The sequence below is a fragment of the Enterococcus pernyi genome, from assembly GCF_045371165.1.
GTDB lineage: Bacteria > Bacillota > Bacilli > Lactobacillales > Enterococcaceae > Enterococcus_B > Enterococcus_B pernyi.
The window spans coordinates 31,692-48,601 of sequence record NZ_JBIQDM010000002.1 but is presented as its reverse complement, the minus strand read 5'-3'; the positions used below and the strand labels follow the sequence as shown (position 1 = coordinate 48,601).

Here is a 16,910-nt window from a genome sequence, read left to right as displayed (position 1 = left end):
AAATGGTTGTAAATAAAGTTGGCAAAGAGATTCCACAAACAGCAACAGTTGCTCATCGTCTGTACGAAGGTGAGTTGGACCATATTGAACCATACAAGGAAGCCAGTAGAAACATCCATCCTGTCCGATCAAATGAGAAAAAAATAGTGGGAAGTCTCAAAGAAGCCATTGAAAAAACAGGGCTGAAAGATGGAATGACGATTTCTTTTCATCATCATTTCCGTGAAGGAGACTTTGTACTTAATAAGGTCATGGAAGAGATTGCCTCGTTAGGAATCAAAGATATCACGATCGCACCAAGTTCAATCGCAAATGTCCATGAACCTTTGATTGATCATATAAAAAATGGCGTTGTGACAGGAATTACCACAAGCGGTTTGCGGGATAAAGTAGGTGCAGCGATTTCGCAAGGAATCATGGAAAAACCAGTAATCATTCGTTCCCATGGTGGACGAGCGCGAGCAATTGCATCCGGTGATCTGCATATTGATGTCGCTTTTTTAGGGGCGACGAGTTCAGATGAATATGGAAATGCCAATGGAACCACTGGAAAGGCCATTTGCGGATCACTAGGTTATGCCATGGTCGATGCAAAATATGCGGATCAAGTGGTCATCCTCACAGATACATTAGTTTCTTTTCCTAATATCCCAATCAGTATTGCACAGACGGATGTCGATTATGTTGTAGAAGTGGAAGCGATAGGTGATCCCGAAGGCATTGCCAAAGGTGCGACACGCTTTACTAAAAATCCTAAAGAACTTTTGATCGCAGAGTATGCAGCAAAAGTTATCACTCATTCGCCTTATTATCAACAGGGATTCTCCTTTCAAACTGGCACAGGTGGTGCGGCACTGGCAGTTACCCGTTTTTTACGCGAAGCAATGTTGAAAGACCAAATGACTGCTAGTTTTGTTTTAGGTGGAATTACAAATGCGATGGTGGAATTACTGGAGGAAGGTTTAGTAGAAAAGATTATTGATGTCCAGGATTTCGATCATTTATCTGCGATTTCTTTAGGTGAAAACAACCAACATTATGAAATAGATGCAAGTATGTATGCTTCTCCAGCAAGTAAAGGTGCTATGGTAAATCAGCTAGATACAGCCATTGTGTCTGCGCTAGAAATCGATACGGCTTACAATGTCAATGTCATGACTGGTTCAGATGGAGTGATTCGTGGAGCTGTTGGCGGGCATCCAGATACAAGCATGGGTTGTAAAATGAGCCTGGTGATCACGCCACTCGTTCGTGGACGGATACCCACTGTTGTTGATCATGTCAATACGGTTGTGACTCCCGGAACTAGCATTGATGTCTTAGTTACGGAAGTAGGTATCGCCATCAATCCTGAACGTCAAGATCTGATCGAGTATTTTAAGGGTGTAGATATACCGCAATATACGATTGACGAGCTTAAACAAAAAGCATATGCCATCGTTGGCGAGCCTTCAGCCATCCAGTATGGCGAAAAAATCGTTGCCTTGGTGGAATATCGCGATGGCACATTGATCGACGTGGTCAAAAATGTGTAGCAAATTATTCAATGGACCAATTGTGACGCATGAAGAGATCCTTATCGCAAGAGAGGCCCGTGCTAAAAGACAAAGAAAATTATTGGTAGCAAATCCACAACATGTGTTGCTTTCAGCAACTACGAATATACCAGGTCCTGTCAAAACGTCAGAAGAAATCGCACAAGTCTTTCATATAGTGGTCGAAGCTATAGAAGAATGTGTTTCAGAAGTCACTCCATTGGTCCAGTTGTACCGTAAGAAAAAAACAGGTTACGAGTATTTTTTGCTTCTTCCTTTAAGAAAAGAGCTACTAAAAAAGCGCATGATCGAACTCGAAGAAACATGCCCCTATGGTCGATTAGTTGATCTTGATGTACTTTTTTGGGAAGAAGGAAAGATGCAGCAGTTGAGTCGCGAGATGCTGGGATATAACCAACGGACATGTTACGTGTGTAACGAAGTAGCCAAAGTTTGTAGTCGCGAACAGAAACATTCCCTTCAAATGATACGCACACATATCCAGCAACTTGTTGAGAAAGGAAGGAAGTAAATGGCAAAAAAAATCCAAATGATGGAAACCGTTTTGCGTGATGGGCAACAAAGCTTGATTGCCACAAGAATGAGTACAGCAGACATGTTGCCAATCCTGAAAACAATGGATCAAGCAGGCTACCATTCATTAGAGATGTGGGGTGGCGCTACCTTTGATGCGTGCTTACGTTTCTTAAATGAAGATCCATGGGAGCGTTTGCGTATGATTCGTTCACAAGTCAAACAAACAAAGCTACAAATGTTGCTTCGAGGACAAAACCTCCTTGGGTACAAAAATTACGCAGATGATGTAGTCAAAGAATTTGTCGAGAAATCGATCAAGAATGGCATTGATAGTATTCGTGTGTTTGACGCATTGAATGATGTCCGAAATTTACAGACTGCTATTGTGACAGCTAAAGAAGCTGGTGGTCATTGCCAAACAGCTATTTCTTATACGACGAGTGAGATCCATACGATCGATTATTTTGTAAGGTTAGCAAAAGAAATGGCGGATACTGGAGCAGATTCGTTATGTATCAAAGATATGGCGGGCGTATTGACCCCGCAAACGGGTTACAAATTGATCAGTCGAATCAAAGATGCTGTTCCATTACCATTAGAAGTCCATACCCATGCAACAAGTGGGATCGCTGAAATGACCTATTTAAAAGCAGTTGAAGCAGGGGCGGACATCATCGATACGGCTATCTCTTCTTTTGCGGGTGGAACGAGCCAACCTGCAACTGAATCAATGGCTTTGGTGCTTGAAGAAATGGGCTATGAGACAGGGCTAGATATGAAAAAAGTAACAAAAATAGCAGAATACTTCAATCCGATCAGAGATCGTTTTCGCGAAGAAGGGATGTTAAATCCTAAAGTCAAGGACATTGAACCTAAAACATTGATTTATCAAGTGCCTGGCGGTATGTTATCTAATTTATTAAGTCAGTTGACGGAACAAGGATTACAAGAGAGATATGAAGAAGTATTAGCAGAAGTGCCAAAAGTTCGAGCAGATCTTGGCTTTCCGCCACTCGTTACTCCGTTGTCCCAAATGGTAGGAACTCAAGCGCTGATGAATGTACTTTCTGGTGAGCGATATAAACTCGTCCCAACTGAAATCAAAGAATATGTTCGAGGGTTGTACGGCCGTCCTCCAGCACCAATCGCTGAAGCCATCCAACAAACAATCATTGGTGATGAACAAGTGATCCAGGAACGACCCGCAGATTTACTAGCACCTCAATTGTCGCTACTCAAAAAAGAAATCAGTGAGTATGCAAAATCACCAGAAGATCTTTTAAGCTATGCCTTGTTCCCTCAACAAGCCAAAGATTTCTTAGGGCGTCGCGAAGACCGCTTCTATGACGTACCACTGCAAACGGTTGAAGTGATGATCGACATGGACTGATGTCAAAACAAGGATTCGGTTTTTAGCCGCAGTTGAGAGATAGTAAAATAAAGGTGGATATATGTCATTTTAGAGATGTTGAGTAGATAAAATTCCCTACTCATGGACTTAGGGGCGATGTCTGAATCCTCAGTCTTGGGCGAGATTAACAATAAAAAAGGAACTGCTTGAACAGTCCCTTTGGAAAGCGCCGCTAAAAAAGGCGCCAAAAATTTCATTCGGTATAGTAGAAATAGTCGTCCTCTGTTAAAGTGACGGCTATTTTGTTTTGTCATGTTTAAGCAGTTCCACAATCAAATCAATTCAAAATGCTTCAATGCGTGAACGATCCCGCCTTCGGTATTTTTCTTCGTAATGAAGGTTGCAAGTTCTTTTAACTCATCATAGGCATTGCCCATTGCGATTTTGTGATCGCAAGCTTCGAGTAAGGCAAAATCGTTCGGTCCGTCACCAAAACCAAAAGTCGGAACATTTTCCAATTGTAACGTTTCTTTTAAGTGTTTGACGCCTGCACCTTTTGAAATACCCTTTCTGACCGTATCAATCGAATAAGGACTATTGCGGTAAAAAGTCATGTCTGGGAAACGTTCATGATAATATTCATCACCTGATTCGGAAAGAATCAGCAACATATTGATCGGATGATCCTGAAAAGCGGAAGGATCGATTGGTGGCACATCTGAATGGATAAAGCCATAAGCTTTTCTCATGGTCTCTGTGTGATGAGTACTCCAAATGTTCTCTCTATTATAAAAACAAAGGGCATGACCTTGCTCTTCGATATGGTCACGCATTTGTTGACATTCTTCTTTAGAAAAGCGTACAGAATAAATTTCTTCTCCCTCTACGCTAATGCAAGAACCATTCATTGTTACAGCGGAAGTAATACCCGCATCACGCATGATTTGTTTGATTTCCATTTCTGTCCGTCCAGTAGCGATAACAGGTAGGATATCATTCTCTTTTAATACTTGGATTGCTGCGGCGATCTCAGGAGTTATTTTAGAATGTCCATCTAATAAAGTTCCATCGAGATCGAAAAATGTGATTGCTTGATAGTTTGTCACAAATAAAACTCCTTTTTCATTTGACTATCTTTATCTTATCAAAGAATGAACAAAAGACAAACGTTTCGTGAAGAATTACTGAACTTATTGGTTCAGCAACCATTTTAGAGTATACTATAGACAGAGATTGGAGAGTGAAATCATGATTTTTTTAACAGTTGGTCTTTTTTTGACCTTGATAGGGCTCTTATTTTTAATTTTGCCTTCTAAAGGTAATTTACCTTTCTATGGTTATCATTCAGAACGTGCCACAAGATCCGACGAACATTGGCGGATTGCCCAACGAACAAGCGGAAAATATTTCTTGATTTTCGGATTATTGATGACCTTGATCGGCTACGGATTAAAAATCACAGGACATACCAATTTTTTTATTATTGAAATGTTGGTCTTAGTGTTTCCGATCATGCCGATTTTTATATTAACAGAAAAAAAATTACAAACTTACGATTTGATAAATGGAGGAGACGAGCATGAACATTTTAATGATTGAAGATAATCAATCCGTATCTGAAATGATGCAGATGTTTTTTTTGAATGAAGGATGGGAAGCAACCTTCAAATACGACGGAAAAGAAGGATTAGATGCGTTTTTAGAGAATCCGCAACATTGGGATATGGTCACGTTGGATCTTAATCTTCCGACAATGGATGGCATGATGGTTGGACGAGAAATCCGAAAAGTTTCTAGTACAGTACCAATCATCATGTTGACCGCCCGAGATTCTGAAAGTGATCAAGTGATCGGTTTAGAGATGGGAGCTGATGACTATGTCACTAAACCTTTTAGTCCCTTGACATTGATTGCACGTATGAAGGCATTACACCGTCGTAGCGAATTGGTAGAAACAAAAGAAGAAAATCCATTATCTGATCAAAATTTTGACATCCAAACCGATCACTTCAAGATGAATACGAAAACGCGTGAAGCCTACTTGAATAACCAACCGATCGATGGATTGACACCAAAAGAATTTGATCTTTTATTTACATTAGCAAAAAAACCAAGACAAGTGTTTTCAAGAGAACAGTTATTGGAACTCGTTTGGGATTATCAATATTTTGGTGATGAACGAACCGTCGACGCCCATATCAAAAAATTGCGTCAAAAAATCGAGAAAGTAGGCCCACAAGTGATCCAGACCGTTTGGGGAGTAGGCTATAAATTTGATGATTCAGGTGTTGCCTGATGCGCTATTTATACCAACAATTACTGGCATTTTGTGGGATGATCGCGATGATCATCTTGATCGTCGGTATTTCTTTTACGCAATTGACCAAGCAGACCATCGAAGAAAATAATTACCAACAACTTTTTGGTTATGCCGAGTCGGTGGAGAAAACGACCCAAACCTTTGCGGATACGTTTCCTCAATTCAATCAAGATCAAGCATTCCAAAATGCGTTGGAACTGACTGAACAAGTATTAACTGAACAAAATGTCAATTTTATCTTTATTGATAAATATGAGCGAGTGATTTATCCAACTGCTGGGGTTTACTTGAATTTTACGATTACAGCAGATCAATGGGAAAGTTTGAGAAGCGGTCGCCAAGTCAAGTTTACTTCAAATAAAAATATCTCAGGAGAGAATCAAGCCACATCCTATGCTTTGGTTCCTTTCAACTTGAATCATGAGTTTTATGGGGGATTAGTTGTAAGCCAACCAGCCAGAAACATCGACAATAGCGTGCGATCAGTCACCTTGAATCTCTTCAAAGGCTTCATCTTCTCAAGTATCATTGCAATCATCGCAAGCTATGCCTTTGCGGCTTTCCAAGTCAAACGGATCAATCGTTTGAGAAATGCTACAAAAGAAGTCACGAATGGCAACTTCGATGTGCAATTACCTGTAAATGACAAAGATGAATTTGATGAATTAGCAGATGATTTCAATAAGATGACCAACTCACTGAAAGAATCACGAGCAGAAATCGAGGAACAAGAGAATCGGCGCAGACAATTCATGGCAGATGCTTCCCATGAAATGCGGACCCCTTTAACAACCATCAATGGCTTGTTAGAAGGCATAGAGTATAATGCCATCCCAGAAAACCAACGGGAAAATGCCATTAAATTAATGAAAAATGAAACTGAACGTTTGATTCGTCTAGTCAATGAGAATCTAGATTATGAAAAAATCAGAACGAATCAAATCAGTATGGTCATCAAAAAATTTGATGGGACAGAAACGTTAAAAAACATTGTTGCTCAATTGGAAGCAAAAGCAGAAGCTGCGGGTAATCAATTGATTTTAGAAGCACCTGAACAATTAGACGTATACGCTGATTATGATCGGTTTGTACAGATCATGGTCAACATTATTCAAAATGCGATCCAATTCACTGAAAATGGAACGATCACAGTCACATTAGAAAAAGGTTATCTTGAAACGATCATCAAAGTGACCGATACTGGTATTGGTATGTCAGAACAACAAATGAAAAGCATATGGGATCGCTATTACAAAGTTGATCCATCTAGAAAAAATACAAAATATGGCGAATCCGGCTTAGGGTTACCGATCGTTCAACAATTAGTTCGATTGCATAAAGGAAAACTCGACGTAACAAGTGAGTTAGGAAAAGGAACGACATTTACTGTAAAATTACCAGATGTTGAAATCGAATGATAACTAAATCAAAAACCGTTAAAACAAGGCTTCTCTCTTGTTTTAACGGTTTTTTTATGAAGATCAACAAGCACAAGTCAACTCGCTTCTTTACAATCAGTGACATATGGGCTTTCGGCAATCGAAAGATCATGAGTCAACAATAAGATCGAAAAAGAATGATCGTTGACTAAATCGCAAAGATTTGTCAAAAGATCTTGAATCTCGATAATCGACAAATCATCGATAGGGTCTTCGATGATCAGTTTATTTTTATCGGCGAGGATCGCATGCATCAGTTGCAATTTGATTCTTTCGTACGTGCTCAATTCACTTACTGATTTTTTGAGCAACGAGGAATCTATCATTAGCTTATCTTGCGCTTGTTCCTGTTTGGCTTTTTTTTGTTTTTCGGGGATGTCCAAAAATACTTGTTCTTTTAAATTAAGATAAGGGAAGAACGGCCAATTTTTTTGAACGATCATCAGATCAGTTCGTTCTGAAGCAAGGAGTTGTGCTTTGATCTCTGTGAAAATCACCTGTTGTTCGGCTTTCGAACCGATCAGAACAGTAAAACCGCTAAATGATATCAGTGAATCATGTTGGTTCATCAATGATCAGCTTCTTTCTTTTTAAAAGTCGATTTGAAATCATGAAAAGACAGGTACTAAGTAATGTGCTAATACTAACTAAACAAATGATCGTCTGTCCGATCCCTTTTAAGGTATCTACTAAAAAGTTATCGCTAAAAAAATCGATCATGAAAAAACTATTTTGATCAATCGAGATCGATAAACCATTTCCAGAAGAAAAGACACTTGGTAAATTCGGTAGTTCGAAGAAATCTAACAGAGCCAAATTGATTTTTTGGAGTAAAGCTTGATAGCCATTTTGGAAAGCAAAAACGATCAAAAGAACGCCAAGACAACTCAGAACTAATGGAATCAAGGATTGCCAAAAAACAAAGAAGAACATTTTTGGTTTGGAAAGACCCGCTAATCGCCAATTGATGATTTCCATACGATGACGATAGAGTGAGAGTAAAAAGAAAAAAAAGAAACACAAGGCAAACAGTGCCAGTATACAACTGATCACAACCAGATAGGCTTGTTGAAGCGTTTCTGATGAAGGCAAGTTTTCTTTGACATCAGAAGCATCAAATATCAACACCCGATCTTGGATTTGTTTGTGTAAAGTGGTTTGTAGATTATATAAGTTAAAGCTGATCAATAATAGAAAAGCAGAAAAGCTTGAAAACAAAGTATATAGAAATGTTTGTTTTTTGTAATAAAGTAATCGTGCGGTAGAATAACGGATCATATTCATACTTTTCACCTCAAGAATAGTATAAAAAATGAATATGAATAAAGTATGAAAATCATTTAGTGAAAAACCGAAATAAAGGAAGGCTGGTCAAGTAGGACAAGCAAAAGGAACCTGAAGGCGTATAAAAAACTTCTTTAGTGACGCTATTCTTTTGGTCCTACTATGAGATCCAGTGCAAAAACTAATAGGGAAATGTATCAATTTCAAGATTTATGAACGAGCGATGAGTCCCCAAGAATCAAATGATTTGTCTGGGATCTTAATCGTTTCAGACTTAGAGTATGTATGAGGGGACAGAGATGCATCGAATATGATTAGTAGCATCTCTTTGCACTTTCAATCGTGCGGGTAAAAAAAATCACTGAGTAGAAATAAGCAAATCTATTTATATCGCTAGTTATTAGATCAAAAAAAGCACCCGAAGAAAGGATTTCCTCGAGTGCTGTTCGTTGAGTGATAACATTCGCTACTTATTCTCACGTTGTTCATTCGTTGTTTTCTACTGCATCTTCACTATCCGTAGGTTCCTCGGTAGGAATACCATGGATATCTTGGAAAGTTTTTGTTTCGTAAAGATTTTGTGTCGTTTGATTGTTGTTCTCACTGAAGACGCTTGTTGATTTGTCACCAAGTGAACGCTCGGCATCATTTAGATGTTGCAAGCCATTTTTGTAATCAAACTTAGAAGTATCAAGTGGTTCTAAACCACTTTCTGTATAAAATCGAAGTAGATCGCCATTGTTGATCTGGTCTGAAACGGCGAGTTGCTTGCTGACTGCTTCACGTAAGGCAGTAACTTCTGCTTGTTGTTCTTCAGTCATATCGGATAGGACTTCACCTGTTTGGGTATCGTAGACAGATCCACCATAATAGGTATATTTAGGTGAAACGAAGTCACCATCACGGAAAGCGACTAACTGGTTATTATCAGGTGAGAAAAGATCTTGTCCTAATTGGATATAATTTTTTGAATCAACACCTAACAAATGAAGCAATGTCGGTAAAGCATCTACTTGGCCACCGTACGTATGATTGATTCCACCTTTTGTTTGTCCGGGGATATGGATCATATATGGCACGCGTTGCATCGCTGCATTGTCAAAATTTGTCCATGTCGAACTTGTTTTACCAACTAATTCAGCTAAAGATTTGTTTCTTGTATTAGAGATCCCGTAGTGGTCACCGTATAAGACGATGACTGAGTTTTCATACAAGCCACTTGCTTTTAAATAGTTGAAGAATTCTTCTACCGCTGTGTCTAAATAGTTAGCTGTCGCAAAGTAACCATTGATTGTTTCATCGTTCGTATTAGCTACTGGGAATCCAGCTTCCTCATTCGTGAATTTTGAATAAGGGAAGTGATTCGATACAGCAATGAATTTTGAGTAGAAGGGTTGTTGCATCCGTTCTAAATATTGGACGGATTGTTCAAAGAATGGTTTATCATGTAAACCGTATTGGAATGAGTTATCGTCATTCACGTCATAGTATGAAGCATCAAAGAAGTAATCATATCCAAAACTCTTATAAGTTTCGTTACGGTTCCAGAATGTACCAGCATTCCCATGGAATGCTGCACTGGTATAGCCTTTTGTTTGTTTTAAAATATTTGGTGCTGCTTGGAAAGTATTCTTACCACCAAGTTGAGTGAATAGCGATCCTTGGTTCAAACCGAATAATGAATTTTCCATCAATGTCTCTGCATCACTTGTTTTTCCAGCTTTTACTTGATGGAAGAAATTGTCAAAACTAAATGTTTCATTACTGTGGAATAAACTATTCAAGAAAGGTGTTACTTCATGTTCTACGCCATTTTCGTCTTTCAGTTTATAATCGATCACAAACTGTTGTAAGCTTTCTAAATGGATATAGATAACATTCTTACCCTCAGCTAATCCATAGAGATCTTGGTTTGGTTGCGCATAATGTTCTTTGACGTAAGTTGCTACTTCTTTCATATCATTTGGACTTGCTTCAGCTCGTACTTGGTTCGTTTGGTAAGTTTGGATACCGTCGTATACCATGAACGCGTTCAGTCCAAGATATTTAACTAGATAATCACGAGAGAATGTACGTGTCAATAACTCTGGGCGATCTGCTTCAGCTAAAAATAGATTTCCAGAGAAGATCATCACTGCTAATGTAGTAAAAGCAAACGCCATTCGAGCGCGTACAGGACGTGGGTCCATTTTGATTTTTTTCGTTGCTAAAAGTGCAATGATCAAAATGATATCGATCCAATAAAGGACATCATAAGGACGGAATAACCGTAAGGCACTTTCGCCTAAACCACTTGCGACTTTTCCGGCGCCTAGGATCGCGTTGATCGTAATAAAATCAGTGAACTCACGATAATAGATGATGTTAGAAAATAAGAGCAAGGTCAACAAGAAATAGATGACTAGCATCGTGATATACGCTGCTTTCGTTCGTCTAACATATAAGGCAATCCCTAAAAGAAGGATAGTCGTTGCGATCGGGTTGATGAACAAGATAAAATATTGGATGCCACTCTCGATCCCTAAATGGAAATCAAATAGATAAGTAGCAATCGTTTTGACCCATAACAAAACTGCTAGTAAAGAAAAAAATCCGAGCCTTTTATTTAAAAAAGCGGGTGTTTTTATTTTCAAATTAATCTTCCTTTCTGCACTCTTACATAAAAAAAGAGTGACATGAAACATACTCACGACTCACATACTCCTAACCATTTTACTAGTAGACCAAAATAGTGTCAATTGAAAGTACAAATCAAGCTTGATAGATTAAGATTTTCTTTAAGATCGCTAAGTTTTGTACAAAAATCTACACATGAATAGGGAGGACAAAAGTGCGCAGCACTGAGAAATCATCATGGAAAATCGGAAATCATTCTTCAAATTGTCGTTTTTCAAATTTTTTTCTGAAGGAGCTACTTTCGGAACACTGTGCATTTCGTTTTAGTGGGAGATAAGGAGTTTTTATTTTAGCTCTTTTCTAAGGGAAACTACCTATAAGACAAGGAATCTCTAAGACAAGAAGCGTGTTTTTTGTTATACTAAAAGGGAGAATGAAAAAGCAGGTGAGCCAATGAAACTAACAATAAAAAAAAGAGCAGTCAAAAAATTTTTAAAAGGCTATCCATTGATCCAAGAAGAAGATCTAGTCCAAATGAAAAAAACGACGGAATGGGTAGAGTTAATTGATCAGCAAGGAAAATTTTTAGGAAAAGGCTATTTAGGAAAACAAAACAAAGGGATTGGTTGGGTACTCAGTCAAAAGGATGAACCATTTGATCAATCATTTTTTGAACTAAAATTTCTGACAGCTAAAGAAAAAAGGACAAGCTATTTTAATGATGAGCAGACAACAGCTTTTCGTTTGTTCAATGGAGAAGGGGATGGGATCGGTGGTTTGATCATTGACTACTACGATAGCTTTGCTGTCTTTTCTTGGTACAATGAAACCTTATATTTGGCTCGTGAAGTTTTATTAAAAGCTTTTCAAGCTGCTTATCCTGAAATTGTCGGAATCTACGAAAAAATCCGCTTTGAAACAACACGATTACCGGAGAGCCAGCATGTGACTGGAGAAGAGGCCAAAGAACCACTACTTGTCCAAGAAAATGGAGTGACTTATGCCACTTATTTGAATGAAGGTCTGATGACAGGAATTTTCCTTGATCAAAAAGAAGTCAGAGGGGCATTGATCGATGGCTTAGCTTTAGGGAAATCAGTACTGAATATGTTTAGCTATACCGGTGCTTTTTCTGTAGCTGCTGCTATGGGTGGGGCAACAGAAACGACAAGTGTCGATCTAGCAAAACGAAGTTTGAAAAAAACTCGTGAACAATTTGAGGTCAACGGGTTGACACCGGATGCCCATAAAATCATCGTCATGGATGTTTTTGAATACTTTAAATATGCCCAACGTAAAGGTTTCTCTTATGATGTAATCGTTTTGGACCCTCCAAGTTTTGCTCGGAACAAGAAAAAAGTCTTTCGTGTAGCCAAAAATTATGGTGAATTAGTGAAAGATAGCTTGTCGATCTTAGCCGATGAAGGAATCCTGATTGCCTCAACAAATGCAGCCAATGTGTCGATTGATCAATTTCAAGCAATGATCGAAGATGAACTAATCTCTGCAGAGTATGAATACCAAATCAGCGGTGTTTATCGTTTGCCTGATGATTTTCAAACCATTGATTCTTTCCCAGAAGGAAATTATTTAAAGGTATTTGTTTATGAAATAAAAAAATAGAGAGGGCGTGAAGTAAATGTTTCAAGTAAAAGGAGTAAGATTTGGTACTGGACGTCCAAAAGTCTGTGCGCCCTTGACTGGTACAACTCGCGAAGAACTTCTGAGAGAAGCAATCCTGGCGAGGGAAGCCGGTGCTGATTTGGCTGAATGGCGTCTTGATTGTTATCAGGATGTCTTCAACAAAGAACAACTAAAGGAAACGTTAGTACTGATCTATGAAATGTTAGAAAGACTTCCATTGCTTTTGACTTTTCGAACCTTAGAAGAAGGTGGAACGCAAGATATTTCAATCAAAGACTATCACGATCTGTATAAATTTTTGATCGACACAGAATTAGTGGAAATGCTAGATATTGAGTTGTTCAAAATCGAAAGTATGGAAAAGGATCTGCTCCATGATATCCACCGCCGCCAGATCCCACTGGTCATCAGTAGTCACGATTTTAAAGAAACACCAGCAGATCCGGTCTTGCTGTATCGTTTGAATATGATGGAACATTTTGGTGCAAGTATCGGCAAAATTGCTGTGATGCCAAATAATGAACGTGATGTTTTACGGATGATGGAATTGACTCGTCGTGCACATGCGTTTGTGTCAATGCCTCTAATCACTATGTCAATGGGTGAGCTTGGCATGGTCTCTCGACTTGCAGGCAACGTGACAGGTTCAGCCATCACTTTCGGTGCGTTAGATGCGACACGAGCTTCTGCACCTGGCCAATTACCAGTTAAAGAATTAAAACAAATCATTAGTTTACTCAATGAAAATTAAGCTAGACGAAGGTGAAGATTTTGGCAAAGAAGAAACCAGTAAAAACGAATGCTATACGTATGGTAGAACAAAAAAAGATTGCTTATACAGAACATGAATATGCTTGGGATGAAGCACATATCAGTGCCTCATCCGTTGCTGCTCAGTTGCCAGGAAGTGAATCACGAATTTTTAAAACATTAGTAGCAGTGGGGAATAACATAGGTCCGATCGTTGCCGTTATCCCTGGAAGCACTGAACTTGATTTAAAAAAACTAGCAAAAGTCTCCGGCAATAAAAAAGTAGAAATGCTCCATCTCAAGGACTTGGAAAAAACGACCGGATATATTCGAGGTGGCTGTTCACCAATTGGTATGAAAAAATTATTCCCAACATTTATTGAAGAACAGGCAAAAGAATATGACCAGATCATTATTTCTGCTGGAAAGCGCGGATTGCAAATGGAACTTGCTCCAGAAGCAATCGCTGAGTTGACCAATGCAACATTTGTCGATATCAAAATTTAAAAACCACAAACAAAAAGCAAAACAAATGCTGAAAGATCGATCCATGAAAGGCGAACGACACGCGTTGCCTTTCATGGATGTTTCATTCAAGCAATGTTTTGCTTTTTTGTCTCTTACCATTGACTTTGCATGGCTGCGTGCATCCCTGAAACACGCCCCGTAGCAAAAGCTGCCGTGATATTAAAGCCACCTGTATACCCATTTACATCAAGTAATTCACCGCCAAAAAACAATCCGTTCAATACTTTACTTTCCATGGTTTTTGGATTGACTTCTTTTAATGAAACGCCACCACCAGTAACAAAAGATTTCTCGATGGGAAATGTCTCATGGATCAATAGCTCAAAGTTTTTACATAATTCAGCAAATTCTTGGATTTGTTTTTCGGTTGTTTGGCTACCAGTTAGTTCGGTCATTTCTAGACGTTCAAGATAAAATTGGAGTAGACGTTCAGGTAGAAAACCACGCCACGCATTGATCAAATTCTTTTTCGATTCCTTACTTAGTTCCACTAACTCCTGTATCAGTTCTTCGACTGATTTCGTCGGGAAGCAATCTAAAGAAACAGTTACAGGTGCCTGCGTTTTTTGTAGTTCATTGTTGATGAAGCTGGAACACCTTAAAGCTGCTGGTCCAGAGATCCCAAAATGGGTAAATAAAAGATCCATCGTGTGTTCCGTGATCACTTTTCCTTTTTGGTTCAAGACACGTAACGTGATATCTTGTAAAGAAAGACCTTGCAACACTTTATCCGCAATAAATGATTCCTCAGAAATCAAAGGAGACTCTGTTGCATAAAGTGGTGTGATCGTGTGGCCTACTTTTTTGACCAATTTATACCCATCACCCGTTGCACCAGTAGAAGGATAGGTGCGTCCACCAGTCGTCAAAATGACGCATTTTGCTTTAAATTCATCAAATTCAGTACGCACACCATAGATTTGGTTGTCCTTATGGATCAATTTTTCTACACGTTCACCAAAAAACATCGTGACGTTCAATTCATTCAGACGATGAACCAGTGCTTCAATGATCGTTTTAGATTTATTAGTCACTGGAAACATTCGTCCATGATCTTCTTCTTTTAAGTGAACCCCTTGTGTTTCAAAGAATTCCATGATGTCAAAATTGTTGTATTGAGAAAACGTACTATATAAAAATTTACCATTTCCTGGGATATGCGCAATCAAATCATCAACAGGGCGATTATTTGTGACATTACATCGACCGCCACCAGTCATCAATAATTTTTTACCTGCTTTTTTATTTTTTTCGATCAACAAGACACTGGCACCATACTCGGCTGCACTGATTGCAGCCATCATGCCACTTGTTCCTGCGCCAACAACAATCACGTCATAAGTTTTTTCCATTTTCTCACCTCACAGAGAGTGTAGCATATTTGAAGACGATTCGCAGAAAATGTTTTGACCTATGATTGAAATAAGCTAAAATAAAGTCAGATGAATAAAGGAGCGTGAACCTATGTCAAATGCAAAAGAATACGTACAAGCGATACAAGAAAAACTTCACCAAAAAGATGACGGCCAAATCGAGTTTCTGCAAGCGGTCGATGAATTTATGCCTACGGTCATCCAATTTTTAGAAAAAAATCCAGAATACATTGAAAAAAATATTCTAGGGATTTTAGTAGAACCAGAACGAGTGATCCAATTCCGTGTTCCTTGGCAAGATGATCAAGGAAACTGGCAAGTGAATCGTGGGTACCGAATCCAATACAATTCAGCCATCGGACCATATAAAGGTGGCTTACGTTTTCATCCAAGTGTCAATTTGAGTATTTTAAAATTCTTAGCATTTGAACAAATTTTCAAGAACAGCCTGACAGGCCTACCAATCGGTGGCGGTAAAGGCGGAAGTGATTTTGATCCAAAAGGAAAATCGGATAATGAAATCATGCGCTTTTGTCAAAGTTTCATGTTGGAACTGGCAAAACATATCGGACCTTCAATTGATGTACCGGCAGGCGACATCGGTGTAGGTGCTCGTGAGATCGGCTATATGTATGGTGCCTATAAACGACTGAAACAATATGATGCAGGCGTTTTGACAGGGAAACCTTTAGATTTCTGGGGAAGTAAGATCCGAACAGAAGCAACAGGTTATGGCTTAGTTTATTATGTGAAACACTTATTGAACGAAGAACAAGATTCATTTGCTGACAAAACAGTGATGGTTTCAGGCAGTGGGAATGTGGCAATCTATGCAATCGAAAAAGTCCATGAATTAGGAGGGAAAGTGGTTACTTGTTCTGATTCAGGTGGCTATATCTATGACCCAGAAGGTATCGATCTTGATCTATTAAAAGAATTGAAAGAAGTCAAAAGAGCCCGCTTAACAGAATACGTCAAAGAACGCTCATCAGCTGAATACCACGCAAATGAATCGGTTTGGACTTTGAAACAAGCGGCTGATATTGCTTTACCTTGTGCAACGCAAAATGAAATCGACGGACAATTGGCAGAGATCCTTGTAGAAAATGGCGTGAAGATCGTCGCAGAAGGTGCGAACATGCCATCCACATTAGATGCTGTTTCAGTCTATGAAAAAGCAGACATCTGGTATTGTCCAGGAAAAGCTGCCAATGCTGGTGGTGTAGCTGTATCTGCGCTAGAAATGAGCCAAAATTCACAACGATTGGTGTGGGAAAGCAGCCAAGTTGATGCGCAACTTGATGAGATCATGGCAACGATCTATCAAACATGTCGTCAAACTGCCAAAGAATTTAGCAACGAAAAAAATCTTTTGCTTGGTGCCAATGTGGCAGGTTTTGAAAAAGTCGCAAAAGTAATGGCTATGCAAGGTTTAGTCTAAAAAATGGAAGTTTCTTGCAAATATTAGAAGCTTCTCGCATATTTGCTTGAAAAATAATAAAAAAAAACGTAAAGTATATCTGTAGATTGAAA

Annotated in this window: 15 protein-coding genes; 10 read left to right on the top strand and 5 right to left on the bottom strand. The window is 38.9% G+C overall.

Annotation, left to right across the window (positions count from 1 at the left end):
• The first annotated feature begins 2 nt into the window (after positions 1-2).
• The 3 genes from citF to ACH0AK_RS02800 are packed head-to-tail and all read left to right on the top strand — an operon-like array spanning position 3 to position 3,462.
• Positions 3-1,535 carry a citrate lyase subunit alpha gene (citF, locus tag ACH0AK_RS02810; RefSeq protein WP_194179982.1) on the top strand — a complete coding sequence of 511 codons (1,533 nt, stop codon included), beginning with the start codon at positions 3-5 and terminating at the stop codon, positions 1,533-1,535.
• Positions 1,528-2,067, top strand: coding sequence for a citrate lyase holo-[acyl-carrier protein] synthase (citX, locus tag ACH0AK_RS02805; protein WP_023519909.1), 540 nt, complete (start codon positions 1,528-1,530; stop codon positions 2,065-2,067). Before citF ends, citX begins: the two co-directional genes overlap by 8 nt.
• Entirely contained in the window at positions 2,068-3,462 is a 1,395-nt protein-coding gene (locus tag ACH0AK_RS02800) for an oxaloacetate decarboxylase subunit alpha (RefSeq protein WP_224434869.1), read from the top strand. It abuts the gene before it with no gap.
• A 293-nt stretch (positions 3,463-3,755) separates the two neighbouring features.
• Here ACH0AK_RS02800 and ACH0AK_RS02795 read toward each other — a convergent pair whose 3' ends face one another.
• A complete protein-coding gene (locus ACH0AK_RS02795; protein ID WP_226075404.1) occupies positions 3,756-4,529 on the bottom strand; it encodes a Cof-type HAD-IIB family hydrolase in 774 nt (257 codons plus the stop codon).
• A 142-nt stretch (positions 4,530-4,671) separates the two neighbouring features.
• Between ACH0AK_RS02795 and ACH0AK_RS02790 the strand changes: the two genes are divergently transcribed.
• The 3 genes from ACH0AK_RS02790 to ACH0AK_RS02780 are packed head-to-tail and all read left to right on the top strand — an operon-like array spanning position 4,672 to position 7,161.
• On the top strand, positions 4,672-5,022 hold the full coding sequence (locus ACH0AK_RS02790; protein WP_010735097.1) for an SdpI family protein: 351 nt from the start codon (positions 4,672-4,674) through the stop codon (positions 5,020-5,022).
• Positions 5,003-5,719: a winged helix-turn-helix domain-containing protein gene (locus tag ACH0AK_RS02785; protein WP_010735098.1), complete on the top strand. Its 717-nt coding sequence runs from the start codon at positions 5,003-5,005 to the stop codon at positions 5,717-5,719. The genes ACH0AK_RS02790 and ACH0AK_RS02785 overlap by 20 nt, the downstream gene beginning before the upstream one ends.
• Positions 5,719-7,161, top strand: coding sequence for an ATP-binding protein (locus tag ACH0AK_RS02780; protein ID WP_499796720.1), 1,443 nt, complete (start codon positions 5,719-5,721; stop codon positions 7,159-7,161). The genes ACH0AK_RS02785 and ACH0AK_RS02780 overlap by 1 nt, the downstream gene beginning before the upstream one ends.
• A gap of 77 nt (positions 7,162-7,238) precedes the next feature.
• Here ACH0AK_RS02780 and ACH0AK_RS02775 read toward each other — a convergent pair whose 3' ends face one another.
• From ACH0AK_RS02775 to ACH0AK_RS02765, 3 genes are all read right to left on the bottom strand, one after another.
• The gene (locus ACH0AK_RS02775) at positions 7,239-7,751 is read right to left on the bottom strand and encodes a P-loop NTPase family protein (RefSeq protein ID WP_010735100.1); all 513 of its coding nucleotides are present in this window, start codon (positions 7,749-7,751) and stop codon (positions 7,239-7,241) included.
• A complete protein-coding gene (locus tag ACH0AK_RS02770) occupies positions 7,738-8,466 on the bottom strand; it encodes a hypothetical protein (protein ID WP_019722957.1) in 729 nt (242 codons plus the stop codon). Before ACH0AK_RS02770 ends, ACH0AK_RS02775 begins: the two co-directional genes overlap by 14 nt.
• 485 nt (positions 8,467-8,951) lie before the next feature.
• Positions 8,952-11,150, bottom strand: a complete 2,199-nt coding sequence (locus tag ACH0AK_RS02765) for an LTA synthase family protein (RefSeq protein ID WP_404852096.1) — start codon at positions 11,148-11,150, stop codon at positions 8,952-8,954.
• Positions 11,151-11,535: 385 nt separating this feature from the next.
• On the opposite strand from ACH0AK_RS02765, the gene ACH0AK_RS02760 reads away from it, so the two are divergent.
• The 3 genes from ACH0AK_RS02760 to ybaK are packed head-to-tail and all read left to right on the top strand — an operon-like array spanning position 11,536 to position 13,983.
• On the top strand, positions 11,536-12,705 hold the full coding sequence (locus tag ACH0AK_RS02760; protein WP_065095976.1) for a class I SAM-dependent rRNA methyltransferase: 1,170 nt from the start codon (positions 11,536-11,538) through the stop codon (positions 12,703-12,705).
• Between the two features lie 16 nt (positions 12,706-12,721).
• Positions 12,722-13,477: a type I 3-dehydroquinate dehydratase gene (gene aroD / locus ACH0AK_RS02755; RefSeq protein WP_023519905.1), complete on the top strand. Its 756-nt coding sequence runs from the start codon at positions 12,722-12,724 to the stop codon at positions 13,475-13,477.
• A gap of 20 nt (positions 13,478-13,497) precedes the next feature.
• Positions 13,498-13,983 (top strand): Cys-tRNA(Pro) deacylase, encoded by a 486-nt coding sequence (ybaK, locus tag ACH0AK_RS02750; RefSeq protein ID WP_224434865.1) that lies wholly within the window; start codon positions 13,498-13,500, stop codon positions 13,981-13,983.
• A 113-nt stretch (positions 13,984-14,096) separates the two neighbouring features.
• Here ybaK and ACH0AK_RS02745 read toward each other — a convergent pair whose 3' ends face one another.
• Positions 14,097-15,356 (bottom strand): BaiN/RdsA family NAD(P)/FAD-dependent oxidoreductase, encoded by a 1,260-nt coding sequence (locus ACH0AK_RS02745; protein WP_499796719.1) that lies wholly within the window; start codon positions 15,354-15,356, stop codon positions 14,097-14,099.
• 112 nt (positions 15,357-15,468) lie between these two features.
• On the opposite strand from ACH0AK_RS02745, the gene gdhA reads away from it, so the two are divergent.
• Positions 15,469-16,818, top strand: coding sequence for an NADP-specific glutamate dehydrogenase (gene gdhA / locus ACH0AK_RS02740; RefSeq protein ID WP_023519903.1), 1,350 nt, complete (start codon positions 15,469-15,471; stop codon positions 16,816-16,818).
• Positions 16,819-16,910: the final 92 nt, after the last annotated feature.

Excerpts from the sequence above, each read along its gene's own strand:
- citX (WP_023519909.1), top strand. The coding sequence starts at position 1,528 with ATGTGTAGCAAATTATTCAATGGACCAATTGTGACGCATGAAGAGATC.
- ACH0AK_RS02765 (WP_404852096.1), bottom strand. The coding sequence starts at position 11,150 with ATGTTTCATGTCACTCTTTTTTTATGTAAGAGTGCAGAAAGGAAGATT.
- gdhA (WP_023519903.1), top strand. The coding sequence starts at position 15,469 with ATGTCAAATGCAAAAGAATACGTACAAGCGATACAAGAAAAACTTCAC.
- ACH0AK_RS02785 (WP_010735098.1), top strand. The coding sequence starts at position 5,003 with ATGAACATTTTAATGATTGAAGATAATCAATCCGTATCTGAAATGATG.
- ACH0AK_RS02775 (WP_010735100.1), bottom strand. The coding sequence starts at position 7,751 with ATGAACCAACATGATTCACTGATATCATTTAGCGGTTTTACTGTTCTG.
- ACH0AK_RS02780 (WP_499796720.1), top strand. The coding sequence starts at position 5,719 with ATGCGCTATTTATACCAACAATTACTGGCATTTTGTGGGATGATCGCG.
- aroD (WP_023519905.1), top strand. The coding sequence starts at position 12,722 with ATGTTTCAAGTAAAAGGAGTAAGATTTGGTACTGGACGTCCAAAAGTC.
- ACH0AK_RS02800 (WP_224434869.1), top strand. The coding sequence starts at position 2,068 with ATGGCAAAAAAAATCCAAATGATGGAAACCGTTTTGCGTGATGGGCAA.
- ACH0AK_RS02745 (WP_499796719.1), bottom strand. The coding sequence starts at position 15,356 with ATGGAAAAAACTTATGACGTGATTGTTGTTGGCGCAGGAACAAGTGGC.
- ACH0AK_RS02770 (WP_019722957.1), bottom strand. The coding sequence starts at position 8,466 with ATGAATATGATCCGTTATTCTACCGCACGATTACTTTATTACAAAAAA.
- ACH0AK_RS02790 (WP_010735097.1), top strand. The coding sequence starts at position 4,672 with ATGATTTTTTTAACAGTTGGTCTTTTTTTGACCTTGATAGGGCTCTTA.
- citF (WP_194179982.1), top strand. The coding sequence starts at position 3 with ATGGTTGTAAATAAAGTTGGCAAAGAGATTCCACAAACAGCAACAGTT.
- ACH0AK_RS02760 (WP_065095976.1), top strand. The coding sequence starts at position 11,536 with ATGAAACTAACAATAAAAAAAAGAGCAGTCAAAAAATTTTTAAAAGGC.